Consider the following 26,081-nt stretch of genomic DNA (forward strand, 5'->3'; position numbering starts at 1 on the left):
TCGCTGCCAAATTAACTGCTCTCGTATCCACAACCACTGTGGGCTCCGGTGCTTTCGGGACGACAACAGTCTCTACCACTACACTACTCTCTACATGTTATAGAGTAGAGTGACAGTTGTTATGGAATTGTAAAAAGAAACGGGGCCTCTCTGCTTCCCTTAACGTTATATCGCGGCTACCCAGGCAGTGTCCAAGCTTTCCCGAAAACACAAAAAAACCACTGTCTGAGAATCAACAGTGGTCTTGTGTGCTTGGCAACGTCCTACTCTCCCAGGACCCTTCGGTCCAAGTACCATCGGCGCTGGAGGGCTTAACGGTCGTGTTCGGGATGGGTACGTGTGGAACCCCTCCGCTATCGCCACCAAACATGATTTTTGCGCTGCGTGGACATCTGTGAGATCACTCCCGCAAAATATCAATCCTTTAAAAGGACCTGCAGCTTAAAATCTTTCAGGAATTGATTCCTGAAAACTGAATCCGAAACGAATCTGCGTGTTAGAAATTTGGATAAGCCCTCGACCGATTAGTATTGGTCAGCTCCATGCATTGCTGCACTTCCACCTCCAACCTATCTACCTCGTCGTCTTCAAGGGGTCTTACTAATTGGGAAATCTCATCTTGAGGGGGGCTTCACGCTTAGATGCTTTCAGCGCTTATCCCGTCCGTACGTAGCTACTCAGCCATGCTCCTGGCGGAACAACTGATGCACCAGCGGTACGTCCATCCCGGTCCTCTCGTACTAAGGACAGCTCCTCTCAAATTTCCTGCGCCCACGACAGATAGGGACCGAACTGTCTCACGACGTTCTGAACCCAGCTCGCGTACCGCTTTAATGGGCGAACAGCCCAACCCTTGGGACCTACTTCAGCCCCAGGATGCGATGAGCCGACATCGAGGTGCCAAACCTCCCCGTCGATGTGGACTCTTGGGGGAGATAAGCCTGTTATCCCCAGGGTAGCTTTTATCCGTTGAGCGATGGCCCTTCCATGCGGTACCACCGGATCACTAAGTCCGACTTTCGTCCCTGCTCGACTTGTAGGTCTCGCAGTCAAGCTCCCTTATGCCTTTGCACTCTGCGAATGATTTCCAACCATTCTGAGGGAACCTTTGAACGCCTCCGTTACTCTTTAGGAGGCGACCGCCCCAGTCAAACTGCCCGCCTGACACGGTCCCCGTACCCGATGAGGGTACCAGGTTAGAACCTAGATACGATCAGGGTGGTATCCCAACGGCGCCTCCGCAGAAGCTTGCGCTCCTGCCTCCACGGCTCCCACCTATCCTGTACAGATCGTACCCAAATTCAATATCAAGCTGCAGTAAAGCTCCATGGGGTCTTTCCGTCTTGTCGCGGGTAACCTGCATCTTCACAGGTATTAAAATTTCACCGGATCTCTCGTTGAGACAGCGCCCAAGTCGTTACGCCATTCGTGCGGGTCAGAATTTACCTGACAAGGAATTTCGCTACCTTAGGACCGTTATAGTTACGGCCGCCGTTTACTGGGGCTTCGGTTCACAGCTTCGGATTGCTCCTAACCGCTCCCCTTAACCTTCCAGCACCGGGCAGGCGTCAGCCCGTATACTTCGCCTTACGGCTTCGCACAGACCTGTGTTTTTGCTAAACAGTCGCTTGGGCCTTTTCACTGCGGCCCCCTCGGGCTATTCACCCTACCGAGGCACCCCTTCTCCCGAAGTTACGGGGTCATTTTGCCGAGTTCCTTAACGAGAGTTCTTCCGCGCGCCTTAGAATTCTCTTCTCGCCTACCTGTGTCGGTTTGCGGTACGGGCACCTTCTCCTGACTAGAGGCTTTTCTTGGCAGTGTGAGATCATGACCTTCGCTACTGTAATTTTCGCTCCCCATCACAGCCCAGCCTTAATGATGTGCGGATTTGCCTGCACACCAGCCTCACTGCTTAGACGGACATCCATCAGTCCGCGTCACTACCCTCCTGCGTCACCCCATCGCTCATAGCGGATTACGGTGGTACAGTAATTTCAAACTGTTGTCCTTCGACTACGCCTGTCGGCCTCGCCTTAGGTCCCGACTTACCCTGAGCGGACGAGCCTTCCTCAGGAAACCTTGGGCTTTCGGCGGATCAGATTCTCACTGATCTTTTCGTTACTCATACCGGCATTCTCACTTGTATGCTGTCCAGCGCTCCTTACGGTACACCTTCAACCTACATACAACGCTCCCCTACCCCAGATACAAAGTATCTAGCCATAGCTTCGGTGGTGTGTTTAGCCCCGTTACATTTTCGGCGCAGAGTCACTCGACCAGTGAGCTATTACGCACTCTTTCAATGGTGGCTGCTTCTAAGCCAACATCCTGGTTGTCTGTGCAACTCCACATCCTTTCCCACTTAACACACACTTGGGGACCTTAGCTGATGGTCTGGGCTGTTTCCCTTTTGACAATGGATCTTAGCACTCACTGTCTGACTCCCGGCAAGAAGTAAATGGCATTCGGAGTTTGACTGAGCTTGGTAACCCTTGCGGGCCCCGCACCCAATCAGTGCTCTACCTCCACCACTCCATTCACCGAGGCTAGCCCTAAAGCTATTTCGGGGAGAACCAGCTATCTCCGAGTTCGATTGGAATTTCTCCGCTACCCCCACCTCATCCCCGCATTTTTCAACATGCGTGGGTTCGGGCCTCCAGTGCGTGTTACCGCACCTTCACCCTGGACAGGGGTAGATCACACGGTTTCGGGTCTACGTCCACATACTCAGTCGCCCTATTCAGACTCGCTTTCGCTGCGGCTCCGGCTTCTCACCTTAACCTTGCATGTTAAACGTAACTCGCCGGTTCATTCTACAAAAGGCACGCCATCACCCATAGAAAGGGCTCTGACTTTTTGTAAGCACACGGTTTCAGGTTCTATTTCACTCCCCTTCCGGGGTGCTTTTCACCTTTCCCTCACGGTACTGTTTCACTATCGGTCGCCAGGTAGTATTTAGCCTTAGCAGATGGTCCTGCTGGATTCATACGGGGTTTCACGTGCCCCGCACTACTCGGGATCCGTCTCGGAGAGAACACAGTTTGGGCTACAGGGCTTTTACCTCTATCGCGGGCCTTTCCAGACCTCTTCACCTACTCTATTCCTTTGTAACTCCATGTGAGACGTCCCACAACCCCAAGAGGCAAGCCCCTTGGTTTAGGCTGTTCCGCGTTCGCTCGCCGCTACTGACGGAATCACTATTGTTTTCTCTTCCTCAGGGTACTTAGATGTTTCAGTTCCCCTGGTCTGCCTCTGCGTATCCTATGTATTCAGATACGAGTAACTGCGAATTACCACAGCTGGGTTTCCCCATTCGGACACCCCCGGATCAAAGCTTGCTTACAGCTCCCCGAGGCAGTTTCGTTGTTCGCCACGTCCTTCGTCGGCTCCTGGCGCCTAGGCATCCTCCGTGTGCTCTTAGTAGCTTAACCAATGTGTTTTCCCTAAGGAAAATCACGGTAGCAACTAATAACTATTTCCACTTGCTTACACAAGTTTCAGCTAAAAGATGTTCTAAAACGCAAATTCGTTTCGGTATCCAGTTTTCAAGGATCAAGTTGCTGTAAGTTCGGGTCGAACACAACTGTGTCGATCGAAGTTACAGACGGTTGAGAGCTTAAACTCTCAAAACTGACCAACGAGTGAGTATTCGAACCCAAGGGTTCTTTGGTGGAAGCAAGCTTCCGATTTGAATGTTTCCGTTGCAGGAAACGATTCTCCATAGAAAGGAGGTGATCCAGCCGCACCTTCCGATACGGCTACCTTGTTACGACTTCACCCCAATCATCTACCCCACCTTCGGCGGCTGGCTCCCTTGCGGGTTACCCCACCGACTTCGGGTGTTGTAAACTCTCGTGGTGTGACGGGCGGTGTGTACAAGACCCGGGAACGTATTCACCGCGGCATGCTGATCCGCGATTACTAGCAATTCCGACTTCATGCAGGCGAGTTGCAGCCTGCAATCCGAACTGAGACCGGCTTTGCTGGGATTGGCTCCACCTCGCGGCTTCGCTTCCCGTTGTACCGGCCATTGTAGTACGTGTGTAGCCCAGGTCATAAGGGGCATGATGATTTGACGTCATCCCCACCTTCCTCCGGTTTGTCACCGGCAGTCACTCTAGAGTGCCCAGCTTCACCTGCTGGCAACTAAAGTCAAGGGTTGCGCTCGTTGCGGGACTTAACCCAACATCTCACGACACGAGCTGACGACAACCATGCACCACCTGTCTCAACTTTCCCCGAAGGGCACCTGATGCATCTCTGCTTCGTTAGTTGGATGTCAAGACCTGGTAAGGTTCTTCGCGTTGCTTCGAATTAAACCACATACTCCACTGCTTGTGCGGGTCCCCGTCAATTCCTTTGAGTTTCAGTCTTGCGACCGTACTCCCCAGGCGGAGTGCTTACTGTGTTAACTTCGGCACCAAGGGTATCGAAACCCCTAACACCTAGCACTCATCGTTTACGGCGTGGACTACCAGGGTATCTAATCCTGTTTGCTCCCCACGCTTTCGCGCCTCAGCGTCAGTTACAGCCCAGAAAGTCGCCTTCGCCACTGGTGTTCCTCCACATATCTACGCATTTCACCGCTACACGTGGAATTCCACTTTCCTCTTCTGTACTCAAGTCACCCAGTTTCCAGTGCGACCTCAGGTTGAGCCCAAGGTTTAAACACCAGACTTAAATAACCGCCTGCGCGCGCTTTACGCCCAATAATTCCGGACAACGCTTGCCCCCTACGTATTACCGCGGCTGCTGGCACGTAGTTAGCCGGGGCTTTCTTCTCAGGTACCGTCACTCCGGTAGCAGTTACTCTACCGGACGTTCTTCCCTGGCAACAGAGCTTTACGATCCGAAAACCTTCATCACTCACGCGGCGTTGCTCCGTCAGGCTTGCGCCCATTGCGGAAGATTCCCTACTGCTGCCTCCCGTAGGAGTCTGGGCCGTGTCTCAGTCCCAGTGTGGCCGTTCACCCTCTCAGGTCGGCTACGCATCGTCGCCTTGGTGGGCCGTTACCCCACCAACTAGCTAATGCGCCGCAGGCCCATCCCCAAGCAGCAGATTGCTCCGCCTTTCATTCTCTCCTCAGGAGAAGAAAGAAATTATCCGGTATTAGCTACCGTTTCCGGTAGTTATCCCAGGCTTGAGGGCAGGTTGCCTACGTGTTACTCACCCGTCCGCCGCTAAGTCTGAAAGGAAGCAAGCTTCCTTTCACACTCCGCTCGACTTGCATGTATTAGGCACGCCGCCAGCGTTCGTCCTGAGCCAGGATCAAACTCTCCAAATTGGTATTTAGAAAGAGCGATTGCTCATTTTGAAACATCTGACGAGAATTTACATTCTCTCATTTTGGATCTCACCGAAGTGATTTCCGATACTCACTCGTTGTTCAGTTTTCAAAGATCAAGCTCGTTGTTAGCGCCGCTCACCGCGTCACCAGCAACTTTTATAATATAACATGGATCAAACAACTATGCAACTATTATTTCAAAAGTTCTTGCTGAAGCAATACCATCAGCTCTTCCGCAGTATCCCAAACCAGCGGACGTATCTCCTGAAGATGGATCCTTAATGTATCTGCCTCGTCGCTTCTGACCGTCCAGATTACCGGAATGTTCAGCCCAAGCGCATAGCCCGCTGCCAGATACACCTCAGATGACTGGCCTGTGAGGTCCGCAATAACCAGCTTGCTGTCCGCCACAGGCACCAGCGAATTCGCGGCTTCATTCTTGCTGGCAAGCAAACGTGGGAAATAGCCAATCTGCTCGATTTTGGCCCACAGCTTGTCCTGCCATTCCGCCTGCAGCTTCTCATCATCCGGCAGAAGAACCAGACATTGTTGTAAAATCCGGCCGCCTGCGTTTGCAGAAGCTTCCTCCCACCCCATAGGGGTCAAAGAGAAGTTCATACCTTCCCGGACTAACAGATTCTCATTTTGCAGCCTGTCAATAATATAGACCAGCTCCTGCAGATTGGGAGAATACGTCAGATTGTAGCTGCGGGACAGGGGATGAATCACTACGGGCTCCCCGGGGCCACTAGAATGCCTATACAGATACTGCAACAGCCGGTCCCCTTTATCCTCAGCCGTTACCGGAATACCCGGGGCATTCACAATATCCTCCAGATCGCTGAACGCAAGGATCACCTTCTCGCCACAATCTGTCTTTTCACGGATATAACCTGAGATCAGATGCAGCATGTCCCGCTTCTGCTGGAACGAGAGCGCCAGAATTGATTCATAGCTATCTCTAAGCAGACCGTAGCTTCCGCCAGGAGAGCAGGAGCAGTCGATATACTGATCGTACTCACCGTCTGCTGTAATGCGGACAATCTGATCGCAGAATGCACAATGTTTCTTTTGCATAATCTTCACCTCTTCAGAATAGCAGTCCCCCTACCTTACCAAGAATGTATTGAAAAGTGGACCGGAAATTCCTTCCTCCCCGACAGCTTGACATGCCTGATTTCGGAAGTACACCAAGGAGATTGCCGAATCGGAGCGTTCAGAGTTCACCACATTTTAATTAAACTGCCAGCAGCTCAAGCTTAGATTACCATACTGATAACTCCGGTGAAGCAGCTGCGCATTACGCCCCGGGTCTCCCGCTCCCATAGCGATGAACAGCGGAATAAAGTGCTCACTCGTTGGGACCGCCATCTCCGCATAAGGAGCAAGCTCCTCGTATTGGAACAGCGCTTCTGTATCCCATGCTTCCACCTTCTCCTGAATCCAATGATCGAACTGCTCGGCCCACCCGTTGATCTCATCCGAATTCCAGTTCAACCTCCGCAGATTATGAACGGTTCCCCCGCTGGCGATGATAAGCACATCCTGTTCACGCAACGCCGCCAGCGCCTTGCCGATTTCATACTGCTGCGCATTAGGCAGATCACGATTCACAGACATCGCCACAACCGGAATATCCGCCTCCGGATAGAGCAGCTTCAGCACAGCCCATGCCCCGTGATCGAGTCCTCTTTGTTCATCCCTGACATTCTCCACACCGCCCGAAGTCAAAAGCTTCTGAATCTGCTCCACGAGAGCCGGATCGCCATGTGCCGGATACGTCATCTGGTACAGCTCGTCCTGGAACCCGCCAAAGTCATAAATGGTATCATACGTTGCCGCCGCGCCCACGGACTGCACGGATTCCTCCCAATGAGCCGAGAAGAGAACGATGGCTTTCGGTTTAGGCATGTGGTCCTTGAACTCTTTCAGCAGCTTGGTGTAGGCATTATCTTCAAGAACAATAGATGGAGCTCCGTGTGCAAAAAAATAGGAAGGCATCATCGATTATCACTCCTTATTAATGGTTAATCCGGCATCCTGCTTGAGCCATTGCAAGAAATCACACTGGTTCTCTTCAGATACGCCATGGTCGGACGGATAGAGTCTGAAGGTCAACCGTTCGGTTTGCCCCTCCAGATAGGCGGCAGTCTCATGTCCAATGCGCACCGGGAACACCGAATCGTATTCACCATGCGAAGCGAAGACAGACACGTTCTTAAGGCTACGGAGCTTATACTCCATTTTCACAAAATCAGGAATATATCCATTCAGTGCGACAATCCCCTTCAGCTGCTCCCCCATCGTAAGCGCAAGCGTCATGGACAGAATGGCCCCTTGGCTGAAGCCGAGCAAATAACATCTGTCCGGATCGACCGGATACTGCTGCGTTGCATAGTGAATGAAGGCCTCAAGATCGCTGACAGCTTGGTCAAACATCTCACGGATGGGGTTGCCCAGGCTTTTCAAATCATAATATTGATACCCCGTACCCAGCGGCAGATTCCCGCGAACCCCGATAATAATGAACTCCTTAGCCAGCGGGGCCACCAGACCGAACATATTGCGCTCATTAGAGCCCTTGCCGTGAAAAGTAAAGATCACCGGGTACTTCCTGCCTTGCTCAAGCCCATCCGGTAAATGAATATTATATGAATACTTAGGGTTCATCTTATCTTCCTCCATACTGAAGATCCTCGTTTAAATATTAGTTATAATAATATATTTTCTATATGAGTAATTTAACGCAACCCACATTGACTTGTCAATCATTAAATTGTTAATATGAAAATAAGTTTAGTATTACAAATATTACGAAGGTGTGATCCTATGGATATCGGTGCTACAATACGGGCAATCCGCAAGCGGAAAAATATCACCATCGCGCAAATATGCGACACTACCGGCCTCTCCCAAGGCTTCATGAGCCAGGTCGAAACCAATAAGACCTCACCTTCCATCGCTACACTGGAGAATATCGCCCAGGCTCTGAAGGTTCCGCTTGCTTATTTGCTGCTTAAAAAGGAAGAGCGCATGCAGATTGTCCGCAAGGATGAACGGAGAATCACCACCAGCGGCGCAGCTGAGCTAAAAGTCGAACACCTCAGCTCCACCCAAAATGTACGGATGTCGATCGTCGAGTTCCCTCCCGGTGCCATGATCGGCGATGCCCCCCATGCGCATGAAGGACAGGAGGTCCATGTCGTCATTAAAGGGACTATCTATGCGCAGCAAGGGGAAGACGGAGCCGAATTTACCGAAGGTGATTCCTTTAGCTGGAATGCCTGCACCCCCCATTCCGTCAAAAATACCGGAGAAGACACCGCGATTGTGCTGATCTCCATCTACACAGAAAGCGAAAACGGACAGGATGTCCTCTGAACATTCAAAAGCCCGTACTCTGACCGGATAGGCGGAGTGCGGGCTTCTTTTAATCACATATTCACTATCTCATTATATTCAGCATGCTTCTCAATCTCCGTCACGATCATCTGCTGATTGATCTTTTGTATCTTATAGGCCTTGGCCTGTTCTCTGGAAGAGATCACTTTATACCCATCATCTTTATAAATAATGGCGCAGTGATTCTCAATGGCTATGCCAGTTGTATCCATTCCCTTAACCATTTCCAAGAAATCTGCCTCGCGGTTGTCTTCATTATAATGAGGACAGTGAATCCCTGGTAAGATCCCCATCGCCTGCAATTTGATATAGATCCATTCTCCATTAGTATCGAACGCCTCTGTGTCACTATGACCGTATTCGTACCAGCAGATCGAACCCGCACTCATACCTGACAGCACAACCCCCGAGGCGTACGCCTGCTTCAGCAAAGTATCCACACCATGCTCCCGCCAGATGTCCAGCATCTTCCTCGTATTACCGCCACCCACATAGATTAAATCGGCGGATAAAATCATATTTTCTATTTCTTCTGATGCATATGTATTTTTCGTCAGCAGCAAATGCTGGACCTCACACCCTAACCGGTCACCATATACTAATTGAAAAGAGTCACAATACCCTTCCGCATCCATACTGGCTGTAGGGATGAACAATGCTTTGGGATTCCTTTTATTCGTTAAACCTACAATCGTTTGATCGATTGCCAAAGTCTCTAATTCGCTAATCTCTCCTCCGCCAATCGCCACAATAATCCCCATATTCATCACTCCTATTCATAGTATTGAAGCTGAAAAAGAATACAAAAAAGCCCCGGATGCATTACGTCTTATTCAGACACACCGGGACTGACTCTGTTGTGAAAGTTATATAGGTTGGTTAAGATAATTCCCCCGCTGCCGCATCCCCTCAAACAGCAGGATTGTTGCGGCCATTGCCGCATTCAGCGATTCGGCGCGGCCGGCCATCGGGATGAGGATGCTTTTATCGACCATTGCGGCCGTCTCCGGGGAGATCCCCTGTCCTTCGCTGCCGATCAGCAGCCACTGGCTGCCGTGAAAATCATGGGTGTAGCAGGAATCCTCGCCCGTCAGCGAAGTGCTGACCAGCAGCGTACCACGCTCCCGTGCCTGGGGCAGAATCGTGCCGAGCTCTCCCTCCACTACCGGGAGATGGAACATCGAGCCCATCGTGGACCGGATGGTCTTGGGATTGAAGAGGTCGGCGCAGCCCTGGCCGAGGATCACGCCGTCCGCGCCCGCCGCATCCGCGCTGCGGATGATGGTGCCTACATTGCCGGGGTCCTGGACCCCGTCCAGCACCACAACCAGGCTGTCCGGCTTCGCCAGAATGGCCTCTATCCCCTTCTGCTCCTTCCGCACAATGGCGAACACCGGCTGCGGTGTGCCTGTGCTGCTGCACTTGGCAACCACCGCCGCTGACACACCGATGACCTCCATACCCTGTACGGCCTGAAGCAGCGGCTTCAGCTCAGACGGCATCCCTTTATCGAGGTCGTACGCTAGGCATTCCACATCCGCTTCGGCTTGCAACGCCTCCTGCACTAGATGAATGCCTTCTACGATATATTTGCCGGACCGGTCACGGTGCTTCTTCTCCTGCAGTCCGGCCCATTCCTTCACCCGCGTGTTCTGCGGCGACATAATTTCCATAGGGTCCTACCTTTCTGTTGCTTACAGATTCCTATTGATAAGCCATTTCCAGCTTCGTCAGGTTATCCTTCCGTCCGACAATGACAAGGACATCACCCTCGGTCAGGCGATCCTCCGCTCTGGGAGAGATATTCATTTCCTCGCCCTTACGGATCGCCATAACATTGCACCCATATTTGGCGCGTATGTCAAGCTCCTGCAGGTTCTTGCCCAGCATCGGTCCTGAGACCTTCATGTCGAGAATGCTGTACTCCGGTGACAGCTCGATGTAATCGAGGATGTTCGGAGAAGCGAGATGATGCGCCACCCGCATCCCCATGTCCCGCTCCGGGTAGATCACCTTATCTGCTCCGATTTTACCCAGCACCTTGCCGTGCAGCTCGCTTTTGGCTTTGGCGATAATCGCAGGTACGCCCAGATCCTTCAAGATCAGCGTTGTCAGAATGCTGGCCTGAATATCCTCACCGATGGCAACTACCACCACATCGAAGTTACGGATGCCAAGCGCACGCAGCGCCTCTTCATCCGTGGAATCCGCAGATACGGCATGGGTCACAATATTGGAGATTTCCTGGGTGCGCTGTTCATCCGCATCAATGGCCAGCACCTCATAGCCCATCCCGCTGAGCGCCTTGGCCACACTTGAACCGAAGCGGCCCATGCCGATGATGGCATACTGTTTTTTTGCCATTAAGCCTTGTCCCTCCCGCACGTATAATACATCTCACACAGTATAGCATAAGCCGTTATAAACTTGAATGTTCAGCGCTCCCGCAGGGCACCTTATAAGAAGGCTGCTTACCTGACTAAGCCCTGCTTTCGAAGTCAGTTTTGCGATGCTATTTAGGAAGCAGATGCTCACAAAACTTTAAGGAGGCCGATTATGCCAGTCACCCTTGATTTGCGCCAGGCCATCATTCACAAGGTGCACGGCCAGTCCGAAGAAGGTCTGCGGGAGGTCATTGAGAATTCCGTAGACGGGCCGGAAGCCGCGCTTCCCGGACTGGGTGTCGTCTTTGAGATGATCTGGAAGGACCTCGACCCTGCGAAGCAGGACCGGGTTCTCTCTATGCTGCACAGACATCTGGACAAGCTTACCCCAGGGTCCATCACCTCCTAGAGGAGGCCCATCCCGTCAAAAACCTCCGCACCCCACCATGCTGCTGCACAGGTGGAGCCGGAGGTTTTTTATAGCCTAATCGTACATATGCTTAACTACTCATCCTGCTTCTATTACACCCTTCAAGGCGCAGTCTCCAGGAACTTCGCGGTCGGATTCTTCTCCATCGCGGTCCGCATGGCGTATTCGTTCTCGAACAGCACTACGTAATTACCCTTCTTGTCCGTAACCAGAGTGGAGTTGATCCGGAACTTACTGGCATCCGGCTTGTTCTCATCCACGATCCAGCGTGCGAACTGGTAGCTCATACGCTGCAGCTGCACATCCACGCCATACTCACCCTTCATACGGTATTCGAACACCTCGAACTGCAGTTGTCCGACTACACCCAGCAGAATGTCATCGAAGTTGACGGTACGGAACACCTGGATCATGCCCTCTTCAGTCAGCTGGTCAATCCCCTTCTGGAATTGCTTCGACTTCAGCGCATTCTTAATGGTGACTTTGGAGAAAATCTCCGGCGAGAAGGTCGGTAGCTCATCGAATTCAATATCTCCGGCCTGGCTGAGCGTGTCGCCAATCCGGAAGATGCCCGGGTCGAACAGACCGATAATATCCCCCGGATACGCCTCTTCCACAATGTCCCGGTCCTGGGCAAGGAACTGCTGCGGCTGGGAGAGCTTGATGTCCTTGCCGGCACGCACATGCTTCACACTCATTCCACGCTGGAACTTGCCGGACACGATACGCAGGAAGGCGATGCGGTCACGGTGTGCGGGATTCATGTTCGCCTGGATTTTGAATACATAGCCGGTGAATTTCTCATTCGTCGGTTCTACAGCACCAGCTGTACTGCGGCGTGGTTCAGGCTTCGGTGCAAGCTCCAGGAAATTATCCAGGAACGTCTGTACACCGAAGTTGTTGATAGCACTGCCGAAGAATACCGGAGTAATCTCCCCGCGCAGCACCTTCTCATAGTCAAACGGATCGCCCGCTACATCCAGCAGCTCCAGATCCGCGCATAGCTGATCATGCAGGTACTCCCCCGCCATCTCCCGGATAATCGGGTCGCGGTAGCTCTCCACCTTCTGTACTTTAATTACAGAATGGTCATCACCCTGGAACAGTTCGACCTGATTCTTCATCCGGTCATACACGCCGCACAGCTCACGGCCCATCCCAATCGGCCAGTTCATCGGCACCGAGCGGATGCCCAGCACATTCTCCAGCTCCTCCATCAGATCAAACGGGCTGCGGCCTTCACGGTCCAGCTTATTAATGAAGGTGAAGATCGGAATGCCGCGCTTCGCGCAGACCTGGAACAGCTTGATTGTCTGTGTCTCCACACCCTTGGCTACGTCGATCAGCATGACCGCGCTATCAGCCGCAGTGAGCGTACGATAGGTGTCTTCACTGAAATCCTGGTGACCCGGAGTATCCAGAATGTTCACCCGGTGGTCCAGGTAATCAAACTGCATCACAGAGGACGTAACCGAGATTCCGCGCTGCTTCTCAATTTCCATCCAGTCACTGGTGGCGTGCTTGCTTGCCTTACGGGCTTTGACTGTACCTGCCAGACGGATGGCACCTCCGAAGAGCAGCAGTTTCTCTGTCAGTGTAGTTTTACCCGCATCCGGGTGGGAAATAATCGCAAAGGTTCTGCGTTTGTCTACTTCACTCTGAAGCTTATGGTCCGTTGCTTTATTCATTGCACATATCCCTTCATCTATAAATTCATGCTTACTTCTGCCTCTATTGCCGGATCAATCAAATCGGACTATTCATGGATTCAGATCCTTTCCTTAGAGATTCAACGTCTATTTCTTGAACGTAACGTTTACCATGTATAGGATCATCTATAGCGCTAGGCTTAGAAATCTTTATGTTGAAAGCATCCTTCTCAGTATAGCAAAATCCGGCAGAGATTATCTACAAAAAAGCGCCTGTAGTGAAATATCTTGTAATATAAATTCACGTTCAGCAAAAAGATCCCCCCGCAACGAGATGCAGGAGGATCTGGAACAGTTCTTCTTCAGGGACTAGCGGTTAACCTGCCAGACCACATTGTCTTCATCCTGGCCGTTGACCGGCCACCAGTGGAAGCCTTCTCCGGCAAGCAATTGGTCGGCTTCAACCGGACCCCAGGAGCCCGCAGGATAGGAAGCCAAGTCGTTGCTCTCTTCCTTCCACGCCTTGACAATCCGGTCCACGAAGGACCAGGCCGAGGACACTTCATCCCAGCGGGTGAAGTAGGTGGAATCGCCGCGTGCAGCATCATGCAACAGACGCTCATACGCCTCCGGCGAGTTGATGCCGATCATGCAGCTCTGGCAGAAATCCATGGCCAGCGGCTGAATCTCGGATTCTGAGCCCGGCTTCTTCGCATTGATCTTCACGTAGATGCCTTCCATCGGATTGACACGGATGACGAGCAGGTTCGGCTCGAGCTTGTGCTTCTGGCCCAAGTAGACGTTGGTCGGCATTCCTTTGAACTCTACAACCACTTCGGTGGTCTTCACAGGCAGGCGTTTGCCGGTACGGATATAGAAAGGAACTCCAGCCCAGCGGAAGTTATCCACGAACACACGGGCTGCGAAATACGTCTCTGTATTCGATTCCGGGTCCACTTTGTCTTCCTGGCGGTAAGCCGGAAGCGTCTTGCCTTTGTAGAGACCTTGAGTGTATTGGCCGCGAACTACATTCTCACGGACTTCATCAGCGGTGGCGTAAGGACGCAGCGAACGTAGAACCTTCACCTTCTCATCACGGATATCTTCAGCCAGCAGACGGCTAGGCGGTTCCATAGCGATCATCGTCAGCAGCTGCAAAATATGGTTCTGGCCCATATCGCGCAACGCCCCCGCATGATCGTAATACCCGCCGCGTTCTTCCACGCCCACCGTCTCGCCGAGTGTAATCTGAATGTTGGCGATATGCTTGTTGTTCCACAATGGCTCAAAGAAGGCATTGGCGAACCGGATCACTTCAATATTCTGAACCATTTCCTTACCCAGGTAGTGGTCAATCCGGTAGATCTCCTCTTCCTTGAAGACTTGGCGGATCTGTTCGTTCAGTTCCTCAGCGGATTCGAGATTGTAGCCGAACGGCTTCTCGATGACCAGACGGTTCCAGCCTCTGGCCTGCAGCATCCCGCCTGCCTTGAGGTTGAAGGATACGCTGCCGAACAGCTCAGGCGCAAGCGCCAGATAGAACATGCGGTTGCCCGGAATATGGAACTTCTCTTCCAGCCGCTCCGTCTGCTCATTCAGCTCACGGAAGCCGTCAATATTATTGATGTCGAGTGACTTGTATTCAAAATGCTGTACGAACTCGTTCCATTCCGCAGCATCACCTGCCTGATAACGGCAGAATTCGCGGATGGATTCCTTCACATCTTCCCGGAATTCATCCTGGGTGCGGGGACGCCGAGCCACGCCAATGACCGCAAAATCTTGGGTCAGCTTGCCTTCACGGTACAAACTGTAAATCGCCGGAAAAAGCTTACGCCGGGCCAGATCTCCGGTTGCCCCGAAGATAAAGAATACAGCACCGGGTGTATGCAGTGCATCAAGGGTTTGATTTTCAGCCATGGCTCCTCATCTCTCTGTATGTAATATAGTTGACATTCATTCTCATCGCCTGGTATGAAACAACATACGACTATAGGCGTGATGTCATTTTATCATAATTGCACGGAGGATGCCATCACATTCCTGACAGTTTTTCTCGGGATTTCGCACTTTTCCATTACTCTTTCTTATGCCTTCACCGGATTACGCTTATATTCCTAGCATCTCACATCTTTTCTTGCCAAGGAAGTACACCACCATTATAACGTCACAACATACATCCAACAATTCAAAGCCTAATATTCTATAGTAATAAGAGGGAGTCCGATTGTCACCCTATTGCTGTTATCCTTGTCATTTTTATGTACAGCCATTTGCATGCCAATCTTATGGTCACCGCTGTTCACGAACCGTTTGATACCTGGAACCGCATAGGATCGGCTGATCGTGGACACATCCTCATAACTTTCTACTGCATGCAATCCACTCTTTTCTGCTTTAATAGTACCTTCAATTGCTGTAATTGCCTCCCCAGGTGATTCCAACGACGAGGCTGTGCCCTGTAAAGATGCGTTCCATTCTGGCGTGATTCCAGCCGCCATCATCAGTTTACCCGTTTTCTCTGCCGCATCCTGAGACCATTCTGCCTTCAGCGGATTCTGGGTTTCGAAGGTTACAAACACATAACTTCCACCCTGTTCCAGATTAGTCCAGAGCATGGATAGCTTGCTGAAATCACCTTGGGAAGCAGCGGCTCTATACGTCATATACCCATCCTTATCACTTCTGGCAACCTTTCCGAGACCAAGCTGTTCTGCCAGCATGGTGGCATTCTCTTCCGATTCATCGCTATCCCCGCTGTATTGTCCCTGCCATTTAAGGACAACACGTAACGTTGTACCTGGAACTATTACCTCTTGCCCAACTGATGATAACAGAGACAACGACTCCGGCAGACCGGCAAAAACTGAAGATTCAGAATCAGTAGCTGATGATACTATGGCTGTGAGCTGTTTATCTCCACTACGGAATCCGGCCAGCATAAACAAAGTTAGACAAAGACAAAACATCAGCAGTGCCAGCTTCCCTTTATTTTGACTGCAACCCCGATCATTCTGCTTCATCTATTCATCTTCCTCTCACTGACTCTAGCAATCTACTACATAGGATAGCCAGAAACAGTAGAGGGTATACGCAGAAAACACATTTTTGTTAATAAAGATTGAGGACTGCTGATCAGCCATTGTTGGGTTTTGATACCGCTAGATATACCTTCCATGTTAACCTGTAAATAAACAAAGATTAGCTCGATAGTTTTCAAGTTCTGGGAAAGGCTGGATCGAGATCCACACCAATAATATTCAAAACAACAAAAAACAATACATAATTACAGAGGCTGGAAAGGAAAGTGCATTGTTAGAATTAAAAAGACTTCATTCACTCTACCAGTTAGGACTTCAAACTATTGAGGAGGCTGAAACATGAAAAAAAGTGTCTTTAAAGTCTTTATTAATGCTCTCGAAAGTCAGGAAAAATGGCTTAATTCTATGGTAGGTGATGGCTGGCGGCTGGTTCAGGTTCGAGGGTGCTTTTACAGTTTTGAAACCTGCCATCCGAGAGAGTATGTTTACAGAATACAGTTTGTAGCCGATCAGTCTATTCAGCAGTTGGACCAATATAAAGAATATTTAGATGACTTAGGTTTAACTCATTTTTCTCAGAGCTTGAACATCGGGAAGTTTGCGATAGGCAATAAGCGTTGGCGTCCCTATGGGAAAGGAGCTACTTCATTTGCAGGTTTGCCTGGAAACATTAATTCCGAGCTATTGATTCTGGAAAAAAAGAACGACGGAACTCCCTTAAATATTTTCACTGAACGAACGGAAGCGATTCAGTATTACACCAAAATAAGGAATGCCTTTGCTATTGCCTCAATTCTTCTTGCACTCACCTTTTTCGTAAGCAATCCTTCACTTTATTCCCTTATCGCAGATTTATATGAAAACGGCACTGCGGATTGGCGGATTTTTTTAAAATTTTTAATCTTCCTCCTACTTGTGCCTTTCTGCTGGACTGTGTTTACCTTCACCCGTAAAATAATAAACATCAAGCATGAGAGTCATACATACGAATAGCTTTATCATAAATAAAAAAACAGACCACGGTATCTTGAGCATACCTGGTCTGTTAATAAATTCCTATTGTTATAGTAAGTAAACTCCTACTTAGCTTACTCCGCCAGTCCATTCTTATATGCATAAATAGCCGCCTGGGTCCGGTCTTCAACCCCCAGCTTGGCAAGAACATTCGTGACATGGAATTTCACCGTCTTGATTCCAATAATTAATTGATCGGCAATATCCTGGTTGGATTTGCCCTGGGCTAACAGCTTCAGCACTTCCATCTCGCGTTCAGTAAGCTCTTTGTAAGCCGGTGCCTCTCCTCTTGCATTGGAACGGAACCGGTTCATCATCTTGGAAGCCACCTGCGACTCCAGCACGGACTGGCCTCTGGCGGCTGCCCGGATCGCATCAGCGACTTCGCTGGCCCGTGAGGTCTTAAGCAGGTAACTGAAGGCTCCCGCTTCAATCACCGGATACATCTTCTCATCATCTAAATAACTGGTCAACACAATCACCTTGCAATCCGGGTACAGCTTCAGCAGCTGTCTAGTCGTCTCGATTCCGTCCATGCCGTCCATGACCAGATCCATCAGCACCACATCCGGTGTATACTCCTGGGCCAGACGGATGCCCTCTTCGCCGCTTCCGGCTTCACCTACGACCTCGATTCCATCCTCGGTGCCAAGCACCGCAGCAAGTCCGATCCGGACCATCTCATGATCGTCTACAAGCAGGACCTTGATTGCTTCCGCTTCATCTATCTCCATGGTTACAACTGCCCTCCTATTCATTGACTACCGGTACGGTAATATCGATCCGCATTCCTTTGCCGGGGGCGGTGATGAACTGGATCGAGCCCCCGATCTCTGTGATCCGCTCCTGCATATTCGACAGCCCGTAGGATGTCTGTTTGCTGTCATCCATCTCGAAGCCGATTCCGTCATCACGCAGCGTCAGCCGGACGGTGTCGCCGCGGCGGTGCAGGCGGATCTCCATCTTCTCCGCTTTGGCATGGCGCAGCGTATTGGAGATCGCCTCCTGCACAATACGGAATAAATGATTCTCCACGCCCTTCAGCAGCTGTACGCCCTGATCCATCTCGAACACAATATCAATCGGCACCTTGATCTTCAGTTCCTTAATCAGCTCCTGGAGACCTTCCTCCAGCCCCTTGCCTTCCAGATACACAGGTCTTAGATGCAGCAGCAGTGCCCTCATCTCCGACTGGGCTACTGCTGACATCTCCTCGATCAGCGCGATTTGCCGCTGTGCCTTGTCGAAGTCCTTCTCCAGGGTCCGGCCTACTGCCGTTGCCGTCATGGAGATGGCGAACAGCTGCTGTGATACCGCATCATGCAGCTCCCGTGCCAGCCGCTGCCGCTCCTCGATAATTGCCGTAACCCGCGCCTGCTCGGCAAGCTTCGCATTATTGGTGGAGAGCCGCTGCAGCGTGTTCACCTGATTCTCCCATTTGCCGCTGATCCGCCCGAGCTGTTCCCCGAGCCGCCCCAGCTCATCATTGCCGAGGTCCGGCATGGCCGGGGTGAGATTGCCTTTCTCCCAGGCGACCAGGGTGGCCCGCAGTAATTCCAGCTTGCGCTTGCTGCGGAAGCCCTGATAGAAGCCGTACCCGATTCCGAAAGCTAGCGGCAGCAGAATCAGCGTCAATCCTGTCCTTACGCCAATCCGCCAATCCTCGAACGGCCGTAGTAGCCCATATGTATACATAATATATGCAATAACGAGCAGCATGAACAGAGAGAACAGAGCTCCCTCACCCATACTGCGCGTTACCATGTTACTGCTTTTTTTGTCCATGCCGGGAGCTCTCCCTTCTCTCTTGGTCTAACATACTCTTAGGGGAAGCGTATGTCCAGATCCCCCATCAGATAAGAAATGTTAAACTTCACTTTATGCTCGCAGCTGTCATAGTTAGGTGACTTCCAGTTCAGCCGGTTCAGCATCCCCGTATCGCGGTTACTGCCGGTCTCAATCGAGCCGAACAGCACGAATGCCTCAATCTCCACCCCGTAATCCTCAGACAGCAGGATATCCACATCACCAAAAATCCCCTGATACAGCATAATCGTCTCCTGCTCTTCCGCCATGGCCAGGGAAAGATCCACATCCACCTCACCCAGCACATGCCAGGCGCTCAGGCTGCGCAGCACCCAAGGCGAGAGATCCCAGTCGAATCGGGAAGAAAAGCTTTGCTTCTGCACAAACCCCGCCTTGCGCTGCATTCTTTTCGATTTGACAAAGAACATCCCCAGCGAAAGCAGGCAGATGCCAAGCACCAGCAGCAAATGATCCAGCAGCAGCAGTACCGCTCCGACTCCCATTAGCTTATAGCCTTGCTTGACCCTGCCCGACGTCGTCCGGTAGATTCCCAGCAGCAGGAACAGGAGTGCGACAATGGAGAAGAAGCCGAGCCATTTGCCAAATATCATCAAGCAGCCTACACCAATCAATCCGATGGCAATCAAACGGTTCCGTTTATCCATTTCCGCACCTCCTGCGCAGCATATCAATTCTTATATTTGAAGCAAAACTGACCTCATAAGCATTAGCTGAAATATCGCGAAGCTACATCTTCAACATACTGCATCCGCTACAAAAGCCATACCGGTATGGAGAATCCATACCGTATGGCTTTACCTTGATCAGCATATCATATCCGGCTGTTCTTTAGGAACAGGGATTATTGTTCTTTTTTATTCAAAGGAGGGGCTGCAGGAGTTGAGTTCAGCTTGTTCTTGAGTGCGGCAAGCTGCTCCTCCACTTTCAGTTCCTTCTCAGGATCTACCGGCTTAGCATATGCGGTTGCCGAAGGACTATACGGAGCGCGCATGACATCTGCTTCCGCTTCAAGCTGCATGATCTTTTCTTCCATACGGTGGAAGCCAAGGGAGGCACTTCCGCTTTCGATGGAATGTACGCTGCTGATCTGGGACATTTGCTTCTTGGCCTTAGCCATCTGAGCGCGGGATACCAGTTCATTGCGTTTGTTGCGCATTTTGTAGAACTCATCCTTCATATCATGAAGCTGCTGCACCAGTTCCTTGGCCTGTACTTCAGCCTGTGCGTGAAGCTCGCCATACTCGGTAAACTTCTGGTCGAAGTAGATCTTCTCTTCCAGCAGCTTACGGGTAACTTCCTCCTGCCCGTTCTTCAGCGCAAGCTCAGCCTGTGCCCCGCGTTGTCCGGCTACCTTGGCAGCTTCGTCCACACGTTGTTTCATACGGCGTTCATTAGCCATCTGCTTCGCTACCGTTACTTCAGCCTCATGAATCTCAGCCTCCATATCGCGCAGATACTGATTCAGCATCACAATCGGGTCCTCTACCTTATCCAACATATCGTTTACCGACGCCTTAGTCATATCTTTAATCCGTTTGAATACTCCCATAATTTACACTTCTCCCTTCTCGTATTTAGCAAGTTTTTGTTTGAGCTCTTCCACTTCTTTTTGCAGTGCCTTCTTCTCGATATCCTTCATCATGGCATCCAGGCCAGAATCGGGAGCTGTGTGAGCACTTGCCTTGTCATAGCTGGGATTGTAGCCCGGCTGTCCGCCATAGGGGCCATATCCCTGAGGTCCTTGGTGAGGAGCCTGTGGTCCGCGGCCATATTCAGGTCCACCGGAGTAGGGTCCGCCGTACGGGCCACCCGGCCCACCGGGTCCGGGACCGAAGGGATTGTACTGGTTAGGCTCCTTGGCAATCACCATTGCTGCGATAAAGTATACGAGGATTGTAGCTCCACCGCTAAATGGAATACTGATCACCAGCAGAATCCGGAACAGTGTAGAGTCAATGCCGAGAGTCTCGGACAATCCGCCTGCCAGCCCAGTCATTACTTTGTCTCTTGTTGAACGATACAATCGGGTCATACTACTACTCCTTTCTGCCATCATTGTTCAGCTTCTCCTTTAGACGGGCCATTTCTCTTTCGAGTACGGTTGCCACGGTCTCTCCGGCCTGCACCGCATATTCCTGTCCCATCCGGCGCAAGTCGCTCAGGCTTTTGGCTTCAAGCTCCCAATCGTTCATCTTGTCTTCCAGACGACCGAACATTTTGGGAACATCTCCGCCGCCGCCATAAGCACCGGCTCTTTGATTCATGCGCTGCTGCAGCCGCAGCGACTCCATCCGTGCTGCATAGAACTGGCGTTTGCTGTATACCGTCTGATACTCCATTTTGAGCTCGTTCAGCTGGGATTCCAGTTCGAAAAGTGATTGCTGGCTCGTCTCCAGCAGCCCGCTGTATTGCTCCAGCTTTTCCTCATGGATAATTTTCTCCTGCAATGCCAGCTTGGCCAGATGATCTTCGCCTGCCTTGAGTGCGAGGAGCGCCTGCTCTTCACGTTTGTTCCTCATGGCGGTGGCCTGATTCACCTGCTGCTGCAATTGCTTCGTATGAGAAGCGTACTGCTGGTACAGCCGTTCGGCCTCCCCGATCTCTTCACGGGTTGAATGTAGAAATTGATCAATCAGCTTCACCGGATCTTGGCTCTGCTCCAGGCGTTCATTCAAGTTGGCTACGGTGATGTCCCTCATTCTGCGAAAAACACTCATGATTTCCTGCTCCCTCCCTGCTTCTTAATAAGTATGGACTGTGTGTATTAGTATGTTCTGCTTTGTTTGCCCCTCAGTACCGAGATGCCCCACACTACCAGAGCAATACCCAGCAGCGGACCGATAATCCAGGAAAGCTTGGAGATCAGGGACATGACACCGATGAACAGCACCACCCAGCCGATAATCTTGCGGCCGCTCTTAATTCCGTAGTATCCGAGCACAACCAGCACTGCCGGGAACAGGATACCGAAGATTCCTGAAATCAAGTGAGGCAGAATGCCAAGCAGCATTACCGCTCCGATTACAATCAGCGCAATCGCAAGTCCGTTACCTTTGTTTCTTTGCATTTGTTATCACCGCCTTTCGCTGCTCTCTTTCTTATACCCTTATTCTAGGGCAATCCCGCATCTTTCAAAACAGACTGTGGACGGTTTTATGTACTGGACCTTAGTCGGGGATGGTTGCAGGACTGGGGAGGTCTAGCCAATGCCCGTCGGTCGAAGGGCTGCATGCACATGGGGTAAAGGCATACCAAAAAGCCGGATGCTCTGTTAGAGTACCGGCTGTTGATACGTCCTTACTATTAGTGTATCGGCCGCTGCTGCGGTTGTATATCAAGCGCTGCTTGAGTAGCCGCCGGCTGTGGCTTACTACGGAAAAGAGTTACCAAAACCACAGCCCCGATAATGATCACGGCTGCGATCAGGGTGTTCAGGGTAAGCTGTTCGCCTACCAGCAGCCAGCCAAGCAGCACAGCGACTACCGGATTAACGAAGGCATACGTGGAGACGAGGGTGGCGTCAGCATTCTTAAGCAGCCAGATATAGGCTGTGTAGCCGACAATGGAGCCGAAGGTGATCAGGTAGGCCAGTGCCAGGTACGAGCGCATAGAAATGCCGGAGATATGAAGTCTGGACCAGTCGCCGGTAAAATAAGAGAAAATCACCAGCAGCGCGCCTCCCGTTAGCATCTGCGCCGCTGTCGCCATCAAGGGTGAACCCGGCATGGTCGCGCTTCGGGAATACATGGACCCTGCTGCCCAGCTTATGGAAGCTGCCAGCACGGTAATAATTCCGATCAGATCGGTAGCGGTCCCCGTCTCTCCCTTCCCCGGCTGGAAGACCAGTACGGCGATACCGAGCAGTCCAAGAACGATTCCTGCGATAACTCCGGTATTCGGCCGTTTGCCGCCGCGCCCAAGCCAGCCCATCAGCATCATCCAGACAGGCACTGCCGCCACGATGAGCGAAGCGATGGAGGAAGAGACTCTTTGCTCTGCCCAGGCCACAACCCCGTTGCCCCCAAGCAGCAGCAAGGCGCCGACAATCGCGGAGGATCGCCATTCACGCTTTACCGGACGTTTCGCTCCGCTTACTCTGGCAATGAGGTACAGGACCACACCTGCCGTGAAAAAGCGGACCCCTGCCATCAGAAAAGGCGGTATGGTCTCGATGGCAATCTTCATGCCGACATAGGTGCCTCCCCAAAATAAATACACAAATAAGAGCGCTATTCCCACCACGTACACCGGGTTAGCTTGTGCTTTCGATTTCATCCCGTCTCGTCCCTTCTTCCCCAAAAATAGATATGCCGCCGGTCCGGCGGCATCTGCCCGAATATGTAATTGCCTTCTACTATCCTCATTCTATAACATAATCACTCCAATATATTACTAAATGGTATAAATCTGAGTTCAGAAGGATGAATTAACAGCGTTAACATCAGCTAAGTCCCATTCGCGCCAATCAGCTACTCCGTCTTCTCTCCTCCCGGCAGCCCGCCGCCGAATATCGCTCCCTCCGCAAGCCCCGACACGAACCGCTGCAGCCAGGCATAGTACTCGGCCGCATGCTTCAGCTTCTCCAGATCTCTGAGGCAGGCCTGCCGCTCCTCTTCGGGTGTGTCTGCTGCATGGGCCAGTGCCTGGAGGCCCGGGACCCCAGCTCCCATCGCTTCCTGCATCATATCGATCTCCCGCTGAAGCTTCAGGGTGAAGAAGTTCCGGAAGGCCTCGAAGAAGTCCGTCTCCGCTGCGTACAGCTCCTTCCGCTCACGCTTCTCCGGAAGCTTCGTGACCATCCGGGAGGCGATCAGGGAGCGGACTCCGTAGCTCATATTGCTTTTACTCATATTCATGACCTGCTTCATTTCCTCCAGCGTCATCGGCTTGTCCTCGAAGAACATCACTCCGTACAGCTGGCCGAAGGAATAATTCGCTCCATATAAATCCATGGTCTGGGCTATGGCATCGATCACCGGGCCGAGCAGCTGCTCCCGGGGCGAACGGTGCGGATGTTCTTCGCCGAATGCGGCCTGCTTCATCAGGTGGCACCTCATTTTCACATAGAATCGTTCTCTCTACCTTACACAATACCGCAGCTTTACGGCAATCATCCTACAAATTTTACAGAAAATCCGAACGGGCTTTACGCCCGCTTAACCACAAGCCTGCCTCATGAGTGTACAATTTTTTTTGAACAGAGGAACTGTCCTCTGCATTATACCGCATCAACCAATGTGGAGGAAATGGAGAATATGGACGAAAATGACACGTTCAAAGTTATTCAGCGGCTTGAAGCCCGTGCTGTTCACTCTGCCGGCCATGATCTCGTTCGCCGTGTTCTGGCTCGCGCCGCTGCTGTATGTGCTGTATCTCAGCTTCACGGAATGGGATTTCATGAGCCCGGAGAAAACCTTTGTCGGCTGGCAGAATTATACCGATCTGCTCAGCAACCCCGCTTTTTACAAAGCGCTAAGGGTGACCGTTCTCTTCTGTCTCGGCAGTGTGCTGCCGGTGATCCTGCTCGGACTGGGTCTGGCCCTCCTCATGAACAGAAAGCTGAAGGGCTCAGCCCTCTATCAGATCCTGCTGTTCTCGCCTTGGGTGACGCCGACCGTCGCTGTGTCTATCGTCTGGTCCTGGATCTATCAGCCTGAAGCCGGACTTGCCAATGCGGTGCTGAACTTCTTCGGTCTGGACTCCATCGGCTGGCTGCAGGACCCCAAATGGGCATTAACCGGCGTCCTGCTGGTCACGATCTGGAAGTCGGTCGGCTGGGCAATGATCTTCTATCTGGTGGCGCTGCGCAATGTGCCTTCCGACCTGCTGGAAGCCGGGGAGCTGGACGGGGCAAGCCCGGTGCAGAAGTTCCTGCGGATTACATGGCCGCTGATCTCGCCGACTACTCTTTTCTTATTCGTGGTGCAGTTAGTCTCGGCACTTCAGGCCTATGACCAGATTAATGTCCTGACCCAGGGCGGCCCGTCCGGCTCCACCCGCACTCTGCTCTATCTGTATTATCAGTCCGCCTTCGAATCGTTCCAGATCGGAGAGGCTTCTTCCGTAGCTGTCGTTCTGGTCTTGATCTGCATGCTGCTGTCGGTCCTCTCTTTCGGGATCAGCAAGCGGACCACTCATTATCAATAGAAGCTTTACCATCAGCCCTTAAGGAGGTCTCACCGCTTGCCTATATTCACACGTATCAGTAGGCTGGTCCGCCAGATTTTTTTCGCCGTGCTTGCTCTTCTGATGGCCTTCCCGTTCTATTGGATGGTTACGAGTGCCCTCAAGACCAATGATGAGATCTGGCGCTCTCCGCCCACACTCTGGCCTGAGGTGCCGCTGTGGGGCAACTTCGCCGCTGCCTGGAACGAGGCGCCATTCGCCAGATATATGGGTAACAGTATCTTCGTCGCTGTCTCCATTGTCCTCCTGCAGACAATCAATTCCGGGATGATGGCTTATGCGCTGACGCATATGAAATTCCGCCTGAAGGGCGTTTTTGCCGGAGTGATTCTGTTCGGTTATATGGTTCCTGCAACGGCAGTCTACCTGCCCGGATACCTGGTCCTCTCCGAGTTACACTTGCTGAACTCCTATGCGGGCCTGATTCTCTCCAACTGTGTGAGTATATTCTCGATCTTCCTGATTAGGCAGGCCTTCCTTCAAGTCTCGCATGAGCTGGTGGAGGCCGGTGAAGTGGACGGTGCCTCGCATATGCGGATTCTATGGACGATCCTTGTGCCGGTCACAAGATCTTCATTCGCCGTACTGGCGCTGATTACCTTCATTGACCAGTACAACAATTACTTCTGGCCGATGCTCATTACGAAGGACCCCAGCCTGCAGCTGGTCTCGGCCGGTCTGCGCAGCTTCTTCGTGGAAGGAGGTGCTTACGGACTGAAATGGCCGCTCATCATGGCCGCCAGCGCCTTCACGATTGCCCCGCTGCTGCTAATCTTCCTGCTGGCGCAGAAAACGATAATGCAAAGTGTCAACATGACCGCAGGCTCAAGTAAAGGCTAAACCCTAAACTTCAATACCCA

At 51.7% G+C, this 26,081-nt stretch carries 23 protein-coding genes and 3 rRNA genes; 5 read left to right on the forward strand and 21 right to left on the reverse strand.

Annotation, left to right across the window (positions count from 1 at the left end; all coding sequences use genetic code 11):
• Positions 1-250 precede the first annotated feature (250 nt).
• The 6 genes from rrf to MKX51_RS26045 all read right to left on the reverse strand — a co-directional run bounded on the left by rrf (position 251) and on the right by MKX51_RS26045 (position 7,958).
• Positions 251-367, reverse strand: a 5S ribosomal RNA gene (gene rrf, locus MKX51_RS26020).
• A 137-nt stretch (positions 368-504) separates the two neighbouring features.
• Positions 505-3,431 (reverse strand): 23S ribosomal RNA (locus MKX51_RS26025).
• Positions 3,432-3,724: 293 nt separating this feature from the next.
• A 16S ribosomal RNA gene (locus tag MKX51_RS26030) occupies positions 3,725-5,285 on the reverse strand.
• The 16S, 23S and 5S rRNA genes sit together here, the layout of an rRNA operon.
• Before the next feature lie 195 nt (positions 5,286-5,480).
• Positions 5,481-6,365, reverse strand: coding sequence for a hypothetical protein (locus tag MKX51_RS26035; protein ID WP_340994414.1), 885 nt, complete (start codon positions 6,363-6,365; stop codon positions 5,481-5,483).
• Positions 6,366-6,521: 156 nt separating this feature from the next.
• The gene (locus MKX51_RS26040; RefSeq protein ID WP_340994415.1) at positions 6,522-7,292 is read right to left on the reverse strand and encodes a dioxygenase family protein; all 771 of its coding nucleotides are present in this window, start codon (positions 7,290-7,292) and stop codon (positions 6,522-6,524) included.
• Positions 7,293-7,298: 6 nt separating this feature from the next.
• The gene (locus MKX51_RS26045) at positions 7,299-7,958 is read right to left on the reverse strand and encodes an alpha/beta hydrolase (protein ID WP_340994416.1); all 660 of its coding nucleotides are present in this window, start codon (positions 7,956-7,958) and stop codon (positions 7,299-7,301) included.
• Between the two features lie 159 nt (positions 7,959-8,117).
• Between MKX51_RS26045 and MKX51_RS26050 the strand changes: the two genes are divergently transcribed.
• Positions 8,118-8,669 carry a helix-turn-helix domain-containing protein gene (locus tag MKX51_RS26050; protein ID WP_209878909.1) on the forward strand — a complete coding sequence of 184 codons (552 nt, stop codon included), beginning with the start codon at positions 8,118-8,120 and terminating at the stop codon, positions 8,667-8,669.
• Between the two features lie 53 nt (positions 8,670-8,722).
• Here MKX51_RS26050 and MKX51_RS26055 read toward each other — a convergent pair whose 3' ends face one another.
• From MKX51_RS26055 to MKX51_RS26065, 3 genes are all read right to left on the reverse strand, one after another.
• Complete coding sequence (locus MKX51_RS26055; RefSeq protein ID WP_340994417.1) at positions 8,723-9,451, reverse strand: Type 1 glutamine amidotransferase-like domain-containing protein; 729 nt, start codon at positions 9,449-9,451, stop codon at positions 8,723-8,725.
• A gap of 105 nt (positions 9,452-9,556) precedes the next feature.
• Positions 9,557-10,363, reverse strand: coding sequence for a TrmH family RNA methyltransferase (locus MKX51_RS26060; protein WP_340994418.1), 807 nt, complete (start codon positions 10,361-10,363; stop codon positions 9,557-9,559).
• A 31-nt stretch (positions 10,364-10,394) separates the two neighbouring features.
• Positions 10,395-11,054, reverse strand: coding sequence for a potassium channel family protein (locus tag MKX51_RS26065; protein ID WP_340938132.1), 660 nt, complete (start codon positions 11,052-11,054; stop codon positions 10,395-10,397).
• A 192-nt stretch (positions 11,055-11,246) separates the two neighbouring features.
• Here MKX51_RS26065 and MKX51_RS26070 point away from each other — a divergent pair, with 192 nt between their 5' ends.
• Positions 11,247-11,483: a small acid-soluble spore protein SspI gene (locus MKX51_RS26070; protein ID WP_036700271.1), complete on the forward strand. Its 237-nt coding sequence runs from the start codon at positions 11,247-11,249 to the stop codon at positions 11,481-11,483.
• Positions 11,484-11,605: 122 nt separating this feature from the next.
• On the opposite strand, the gene MKX51_RS26075 is transcribed toward MKX51_RS26070, so the two are convergent.
• The 3 genes from MKX51_RS26075 to MKX51_RS26085 all read right to left on the reverse strand — a co-directional run bounded on the left by MKX51_RS26075 (position 11,606) and on the right by MKX51_RS26085 (position 16,176).
• A complete protein-coding gene (locus MKX51_RS26075) occupies positions 11,606-13,192 on the reverse strand; it encodes a peptide chain release factor 3 (RefSeq protein WP_340938131.1) in 1,587 nt (528 codons plus the stop codon).
• A 330-nt stretch (positions 13,193-13,522) separates the two neighbouring features.
• Positions 13,523-15,073, reverse strand: a complete 1,551-nt coding sequence (gene zwf, locus MKX51_RS26080; RefSeq protein ID WP_340994419.1) for a glucose-6-phosphate dehydrogenase — start codon at positions 15,071-15,073, stop codon at positions 13,523-13,525.
• Positions 15,074-15,348: 275 nt separating this feature from the next.
• On the reverse strand, positions 15,349-16,176 hold the full coding sequence (locus MKX51_RS26085; RefSeq protein WP_340994420.1) for a YwmB family TATA-box binding protein: 828 nt from the start codon (positions 16,174-16,176) through the stop codon (positions 15,349-15,351).
• A 357-nt stretch (positions 16,177-16,533) separates the two neighbouring features.
• Here MKX51_RS26085 and MKX51_RS26090 point away from each other — a divergent pair, with 357 nt between their 5' ends.
• Entirely contained in the window at positions 16,534-17,187 is a 654-nt protein-coding gene (locus tag MKX51_RS26090) for a DUF2812 domain-containing protein (RefSeq protein WP_340994421.1), read from the forward strand.
• 95 nt (positions 17,188-17,282) lie between these two features.
• On the opposite strand, the gene MKX51_RS26095 is transcribed toward MKX51_RS26090, so the two are convergent.
• The 9 genes from MKX51_RS26095 to MKX51_RS26135 form a co-directional block, all read right to left on the reverse strand.
• Entirely contained in the window at positions 17,283-17,942 is a 660-nt protein-coding gene (locus MKX51_RS26095; RefSeq protein WP_173140636.1) for a response regulator, read from the reverse strand.
• 16 nt (positions 17,943-17,958) lie between these two features.
• The gene (locus tag MKX51_RS26100) at positions 17,959-18,993 is read right to left on the reverse strand and encodes a sensor histidine kinase (RefSeq protein WP_340938120.1); all 1,035 of its coding nucleotides are present in this window, start codon (positions 18,991-18,993) and stop codon (positions 17,959-17,961) included.
• Between the two features lie 38 nt (positions 18,994-19,031).
• Positions 19,032-19,679 (reverse strand): cell wall-active antibiotics response protein LiaF, encoded by a 648-nt coding sequence (liaF, locus tag MKX51_RS26105; RefSeq protein WP_340994422.1) that lies wholly within the window; start codon positions 19,677-19,679, stop codon positions 19,032-19,034.
• Between the two features lie 197 nt (positions 19,680-19,876).
• A complete protein-coding gene (locus MKX51_RS26110; protein ID WP_036700284.1) occupies positions 19,877-20,584 on the reverse strand; it encodes a PspA/IM30 family protein in 708 nt (235 codons plus the stop codon).
• A gap of 3 nt (positions 20,585-20,587) precedes the next feature.
• A complete protein-coding gene (locus MKX51_RS26115) occupies positions 20,588-21,067 on the reverse strand; it encodes a PspC domain-containing protein (RefSeq protein WP_076082064.1) in 480 nt (159 codons plus the stop codon).
• A 4-nt stretch (positions 21,068-21,071) separates the two neighbouring features.
• Entirely contained in the window at positions 21,072-21,752 is a 681-nt protein-coding gene (locus tag MKX51_RS26120; RefSeq protein ID WP_340938118.1) for a PspA/IM30 family protein, read from the reverse strand.
• A gap of 47 nt (positions 21,753-21,799) precedes the next feature.
• Positions 21,800-22,102: a LiaF transmembrane domain-containing protein gene (locus tag MKX51_RS26125; RefSeq protein ID WP_036731138.1), complete on the reverse strand. Its 303-nt coding sequence runs from the start codon at positions 22,100-22,102 to the stop codon at positions 21,800-21,802.
• Between the two features lie 236 nt (positions 22,103-22,338).
• A complete protein-coding gene (locus MKX51_RS26130; RefSeq protein ID WP_340994423.1) occupies positions 22,339-23,310 on the reverse strand; it encodes an EamA family transporter in 972 nt (323 codons plus the stop codon).
• Positions 23,311-23,504: 194 nt separating this feature from the next.
• Positions 23,505-24,077, reverse strand: a complete 573-nt coding sequence (locus tag MKX51_RS26135; protein ID WP_340994424.1) for a GbsR/MarR family transcriptional regulator — start codon at positions 24,075-24,077, stop codon at positions 23,505-23,507.
• Between the two features lie 223 nt (positions 24,078-24,300).
• Between MKX51_RS26135 and MKX51_RS26140 the strand changes: the two genes are divergently transcribed.
• Both MKX51_RS26140 and MKX51_RS26145 read left to right on the forward strand, forming a co-directional pair.
• Entirely contained in the window at positions 24,301-25,182 is an 882-nt protein-coding gene (locus MKX51_RS26140; RefSeq protein WP_445322035.1) for a carbohydrate ABC transporter permease, read from the forward strand.
• A gap of 36 nt (positions 25,183-25,218) precedes the next feature.
• Positions 25,219-26,061, forward strand: coding sequence for a carbohydrate ABC transporter permease (locus MKX51_RS26145; RefSeq protein ID WP_076081989.1), 843 nt, complete (start codon positions 25,219-25,221; stop codon positions 26,059-26,061).
• Positions 26,062-26,081 lie beyond the last annotated feature (20 nt).

Origin of the sequence: Paenibacillus sp. FSL M7-0420 (assembly GCF_038002345.1) — a bacterium.
GTDB lineage: Bacteria > Bacillota > Bacilli > Paenibacillales > Paenibacillaceae > Paenibacillus_AQ.

Bases quoted from the DNA above. Each gene is read 5' to 3' on its own strand.
- MKX51_RS26035 (WP_340994414.1), bottom strand. From the start codon at position 6,365: ATGCAAAAGAAACATTGTGCATTCTGCGATCAGATTGTCCGCATTACA.
- MKX51_RS26040 (WP_340994415.1), bottom strand. From the start codon at position 7,292: ATGATGCCTTCCTATTTTTTTGCACACGGAGCTCCATCTATTGTTCTT.
- MKX51_RS26055 (WP_340994417.1), bottom strand. From the start codon at position 9,451: ATGGGGATTATTGTGGCGATTGGCGGAGGAGAGATTAGCGAATTAGAG.
- MKX51_RS26140 (WP_445322035.1), top strand. From the start codon at position 24,301: ATGACACGTTCAAAGTTATTCAGCGGCTTGAAGCCCGTGCTGTTCACT.
- MKX51_RS26045 (WP_340994416.1), bottom strand. From the start codon at position 7,958: ATGAACCCTAAGTATTCATATAATATTCATTTACCGGATGGGCTTGAG.
- MKX51_RS26070 (WP_036700271.1), top strand. From the start codon at position 11,247: ATGCCAGTCACCCTTGATTTGCGCCAGGCCATCATTCACAAGGTGCAC.
- MKX51_RS26115 (WP_076082064.1), bottom strand. From the start codon at position 21,067: ATGACCCGATTGTATCGTTCAACAAGAGACAAAGTAATGACTGGGCTG.
- MKX51_RS26095 (WP_173140636.1), bottom strand. From the start codon at position 17,942: ATGGAGATAGATGAAGCGGAAGCAATCAAGGTCCTGCTTGTAGACGAT.
- MKX51_RS26120 (WP_340938118.1), bottom strand. From the start codon at position 21,752: ATGAGTGTTTTTCGCAGAATGAGGGACATCACCGTAGCCAACTTGAAT.
- zwf (WP_340994419.1), bottom strand. From the start codon at position 15,073: ATGGCTGAAAATCAAACCCTTGATGCACTGCATACACCCGGTGCTGTA.
- MKX51_RS26100 (WP_340938120.1), bottom strand. From the start codon at position 18,993: ATGGACAAAAAAAGCAGTAACATGGTAACGCGCAGTATGGGTGAGGGA.
- MKX51_RS26110 (WP_036700284.1), bottom strand. From the start codon at position 20,584: ATGGGAGTATTCAAACGGATTAAAGATATGACTAAGGCGTCGGTAAAC.
- MKX51_RS26090 (WP_340994421.1), top strand. From the start codon at position 16,534: ATGAAAAAAAGTGTCTTTAAAGTCTTTATTAATGCTCTCGAAAGTCAG.
- MKX51_RS26125 (WP_036731138.1), bottom strand. From the start codon at position 22,102: ATGCAAAGAAACAAAGGTAACGGACTTGCGATTGCGCTGATTGTAATC.
- MKX51_RS26085 (WP_340994420.1), bottom strand. From the start codon at position 16,176: ATGAAGCAGAATGATCGGGGTTGCAGTCAAAATAAAGGGAAGCTGGCA.
- liaF (WP_340994422.1), bottom strand. From the start codon at position 19,679: ATGGATAAACGGAACCGTTTGATTGCCATCGGATTGATTGGTGTAGGC.
- MKX51_RS26135 (WP_340994424.1), bottom strand. From the start codon at position 24,077: ATGAAGCAGGCCGCATTCGGCGAAGAACATCCGCACCGTTCGCCCCGG.
- MKX51_RS26130 (WP_340994423.1), bottom strand. From the start codon at position 23,310: ATGAAATCGAAAGCACAAGCTAACCCGGTGTACGTGGTGGGAATAGCG.
- MKX51_RS26075 (WP_340938131.1), bottom strand. From the start codon at position 13,192: ATGAATAAAGCAACGGACCATAAGCTTCAGAGTGAAGTAGACAAACGC.
- MKX51_RS26060 (WP_340994418.1), bottom strand. From the start codon at position 10,363: ATGGAAATTATGTCGCCGCAGAACACGCGGGTGAAGGAATGGGCCGGA.
- MKX51_RS26050 (WP_209878909.1), top strand. From the start codon at position 8,118: ATGGATATCGGTGCTACAATACGGGCAATCCGCAAGCGGAAAAATATC.
- MKX51_RS26065 (WP_340938132.1), bottom strand. From the start codon at position 11,054: ATGGCAAAAAAACAGTATGCCATCATCGGCATGGGCCGCTTCGGTTCA.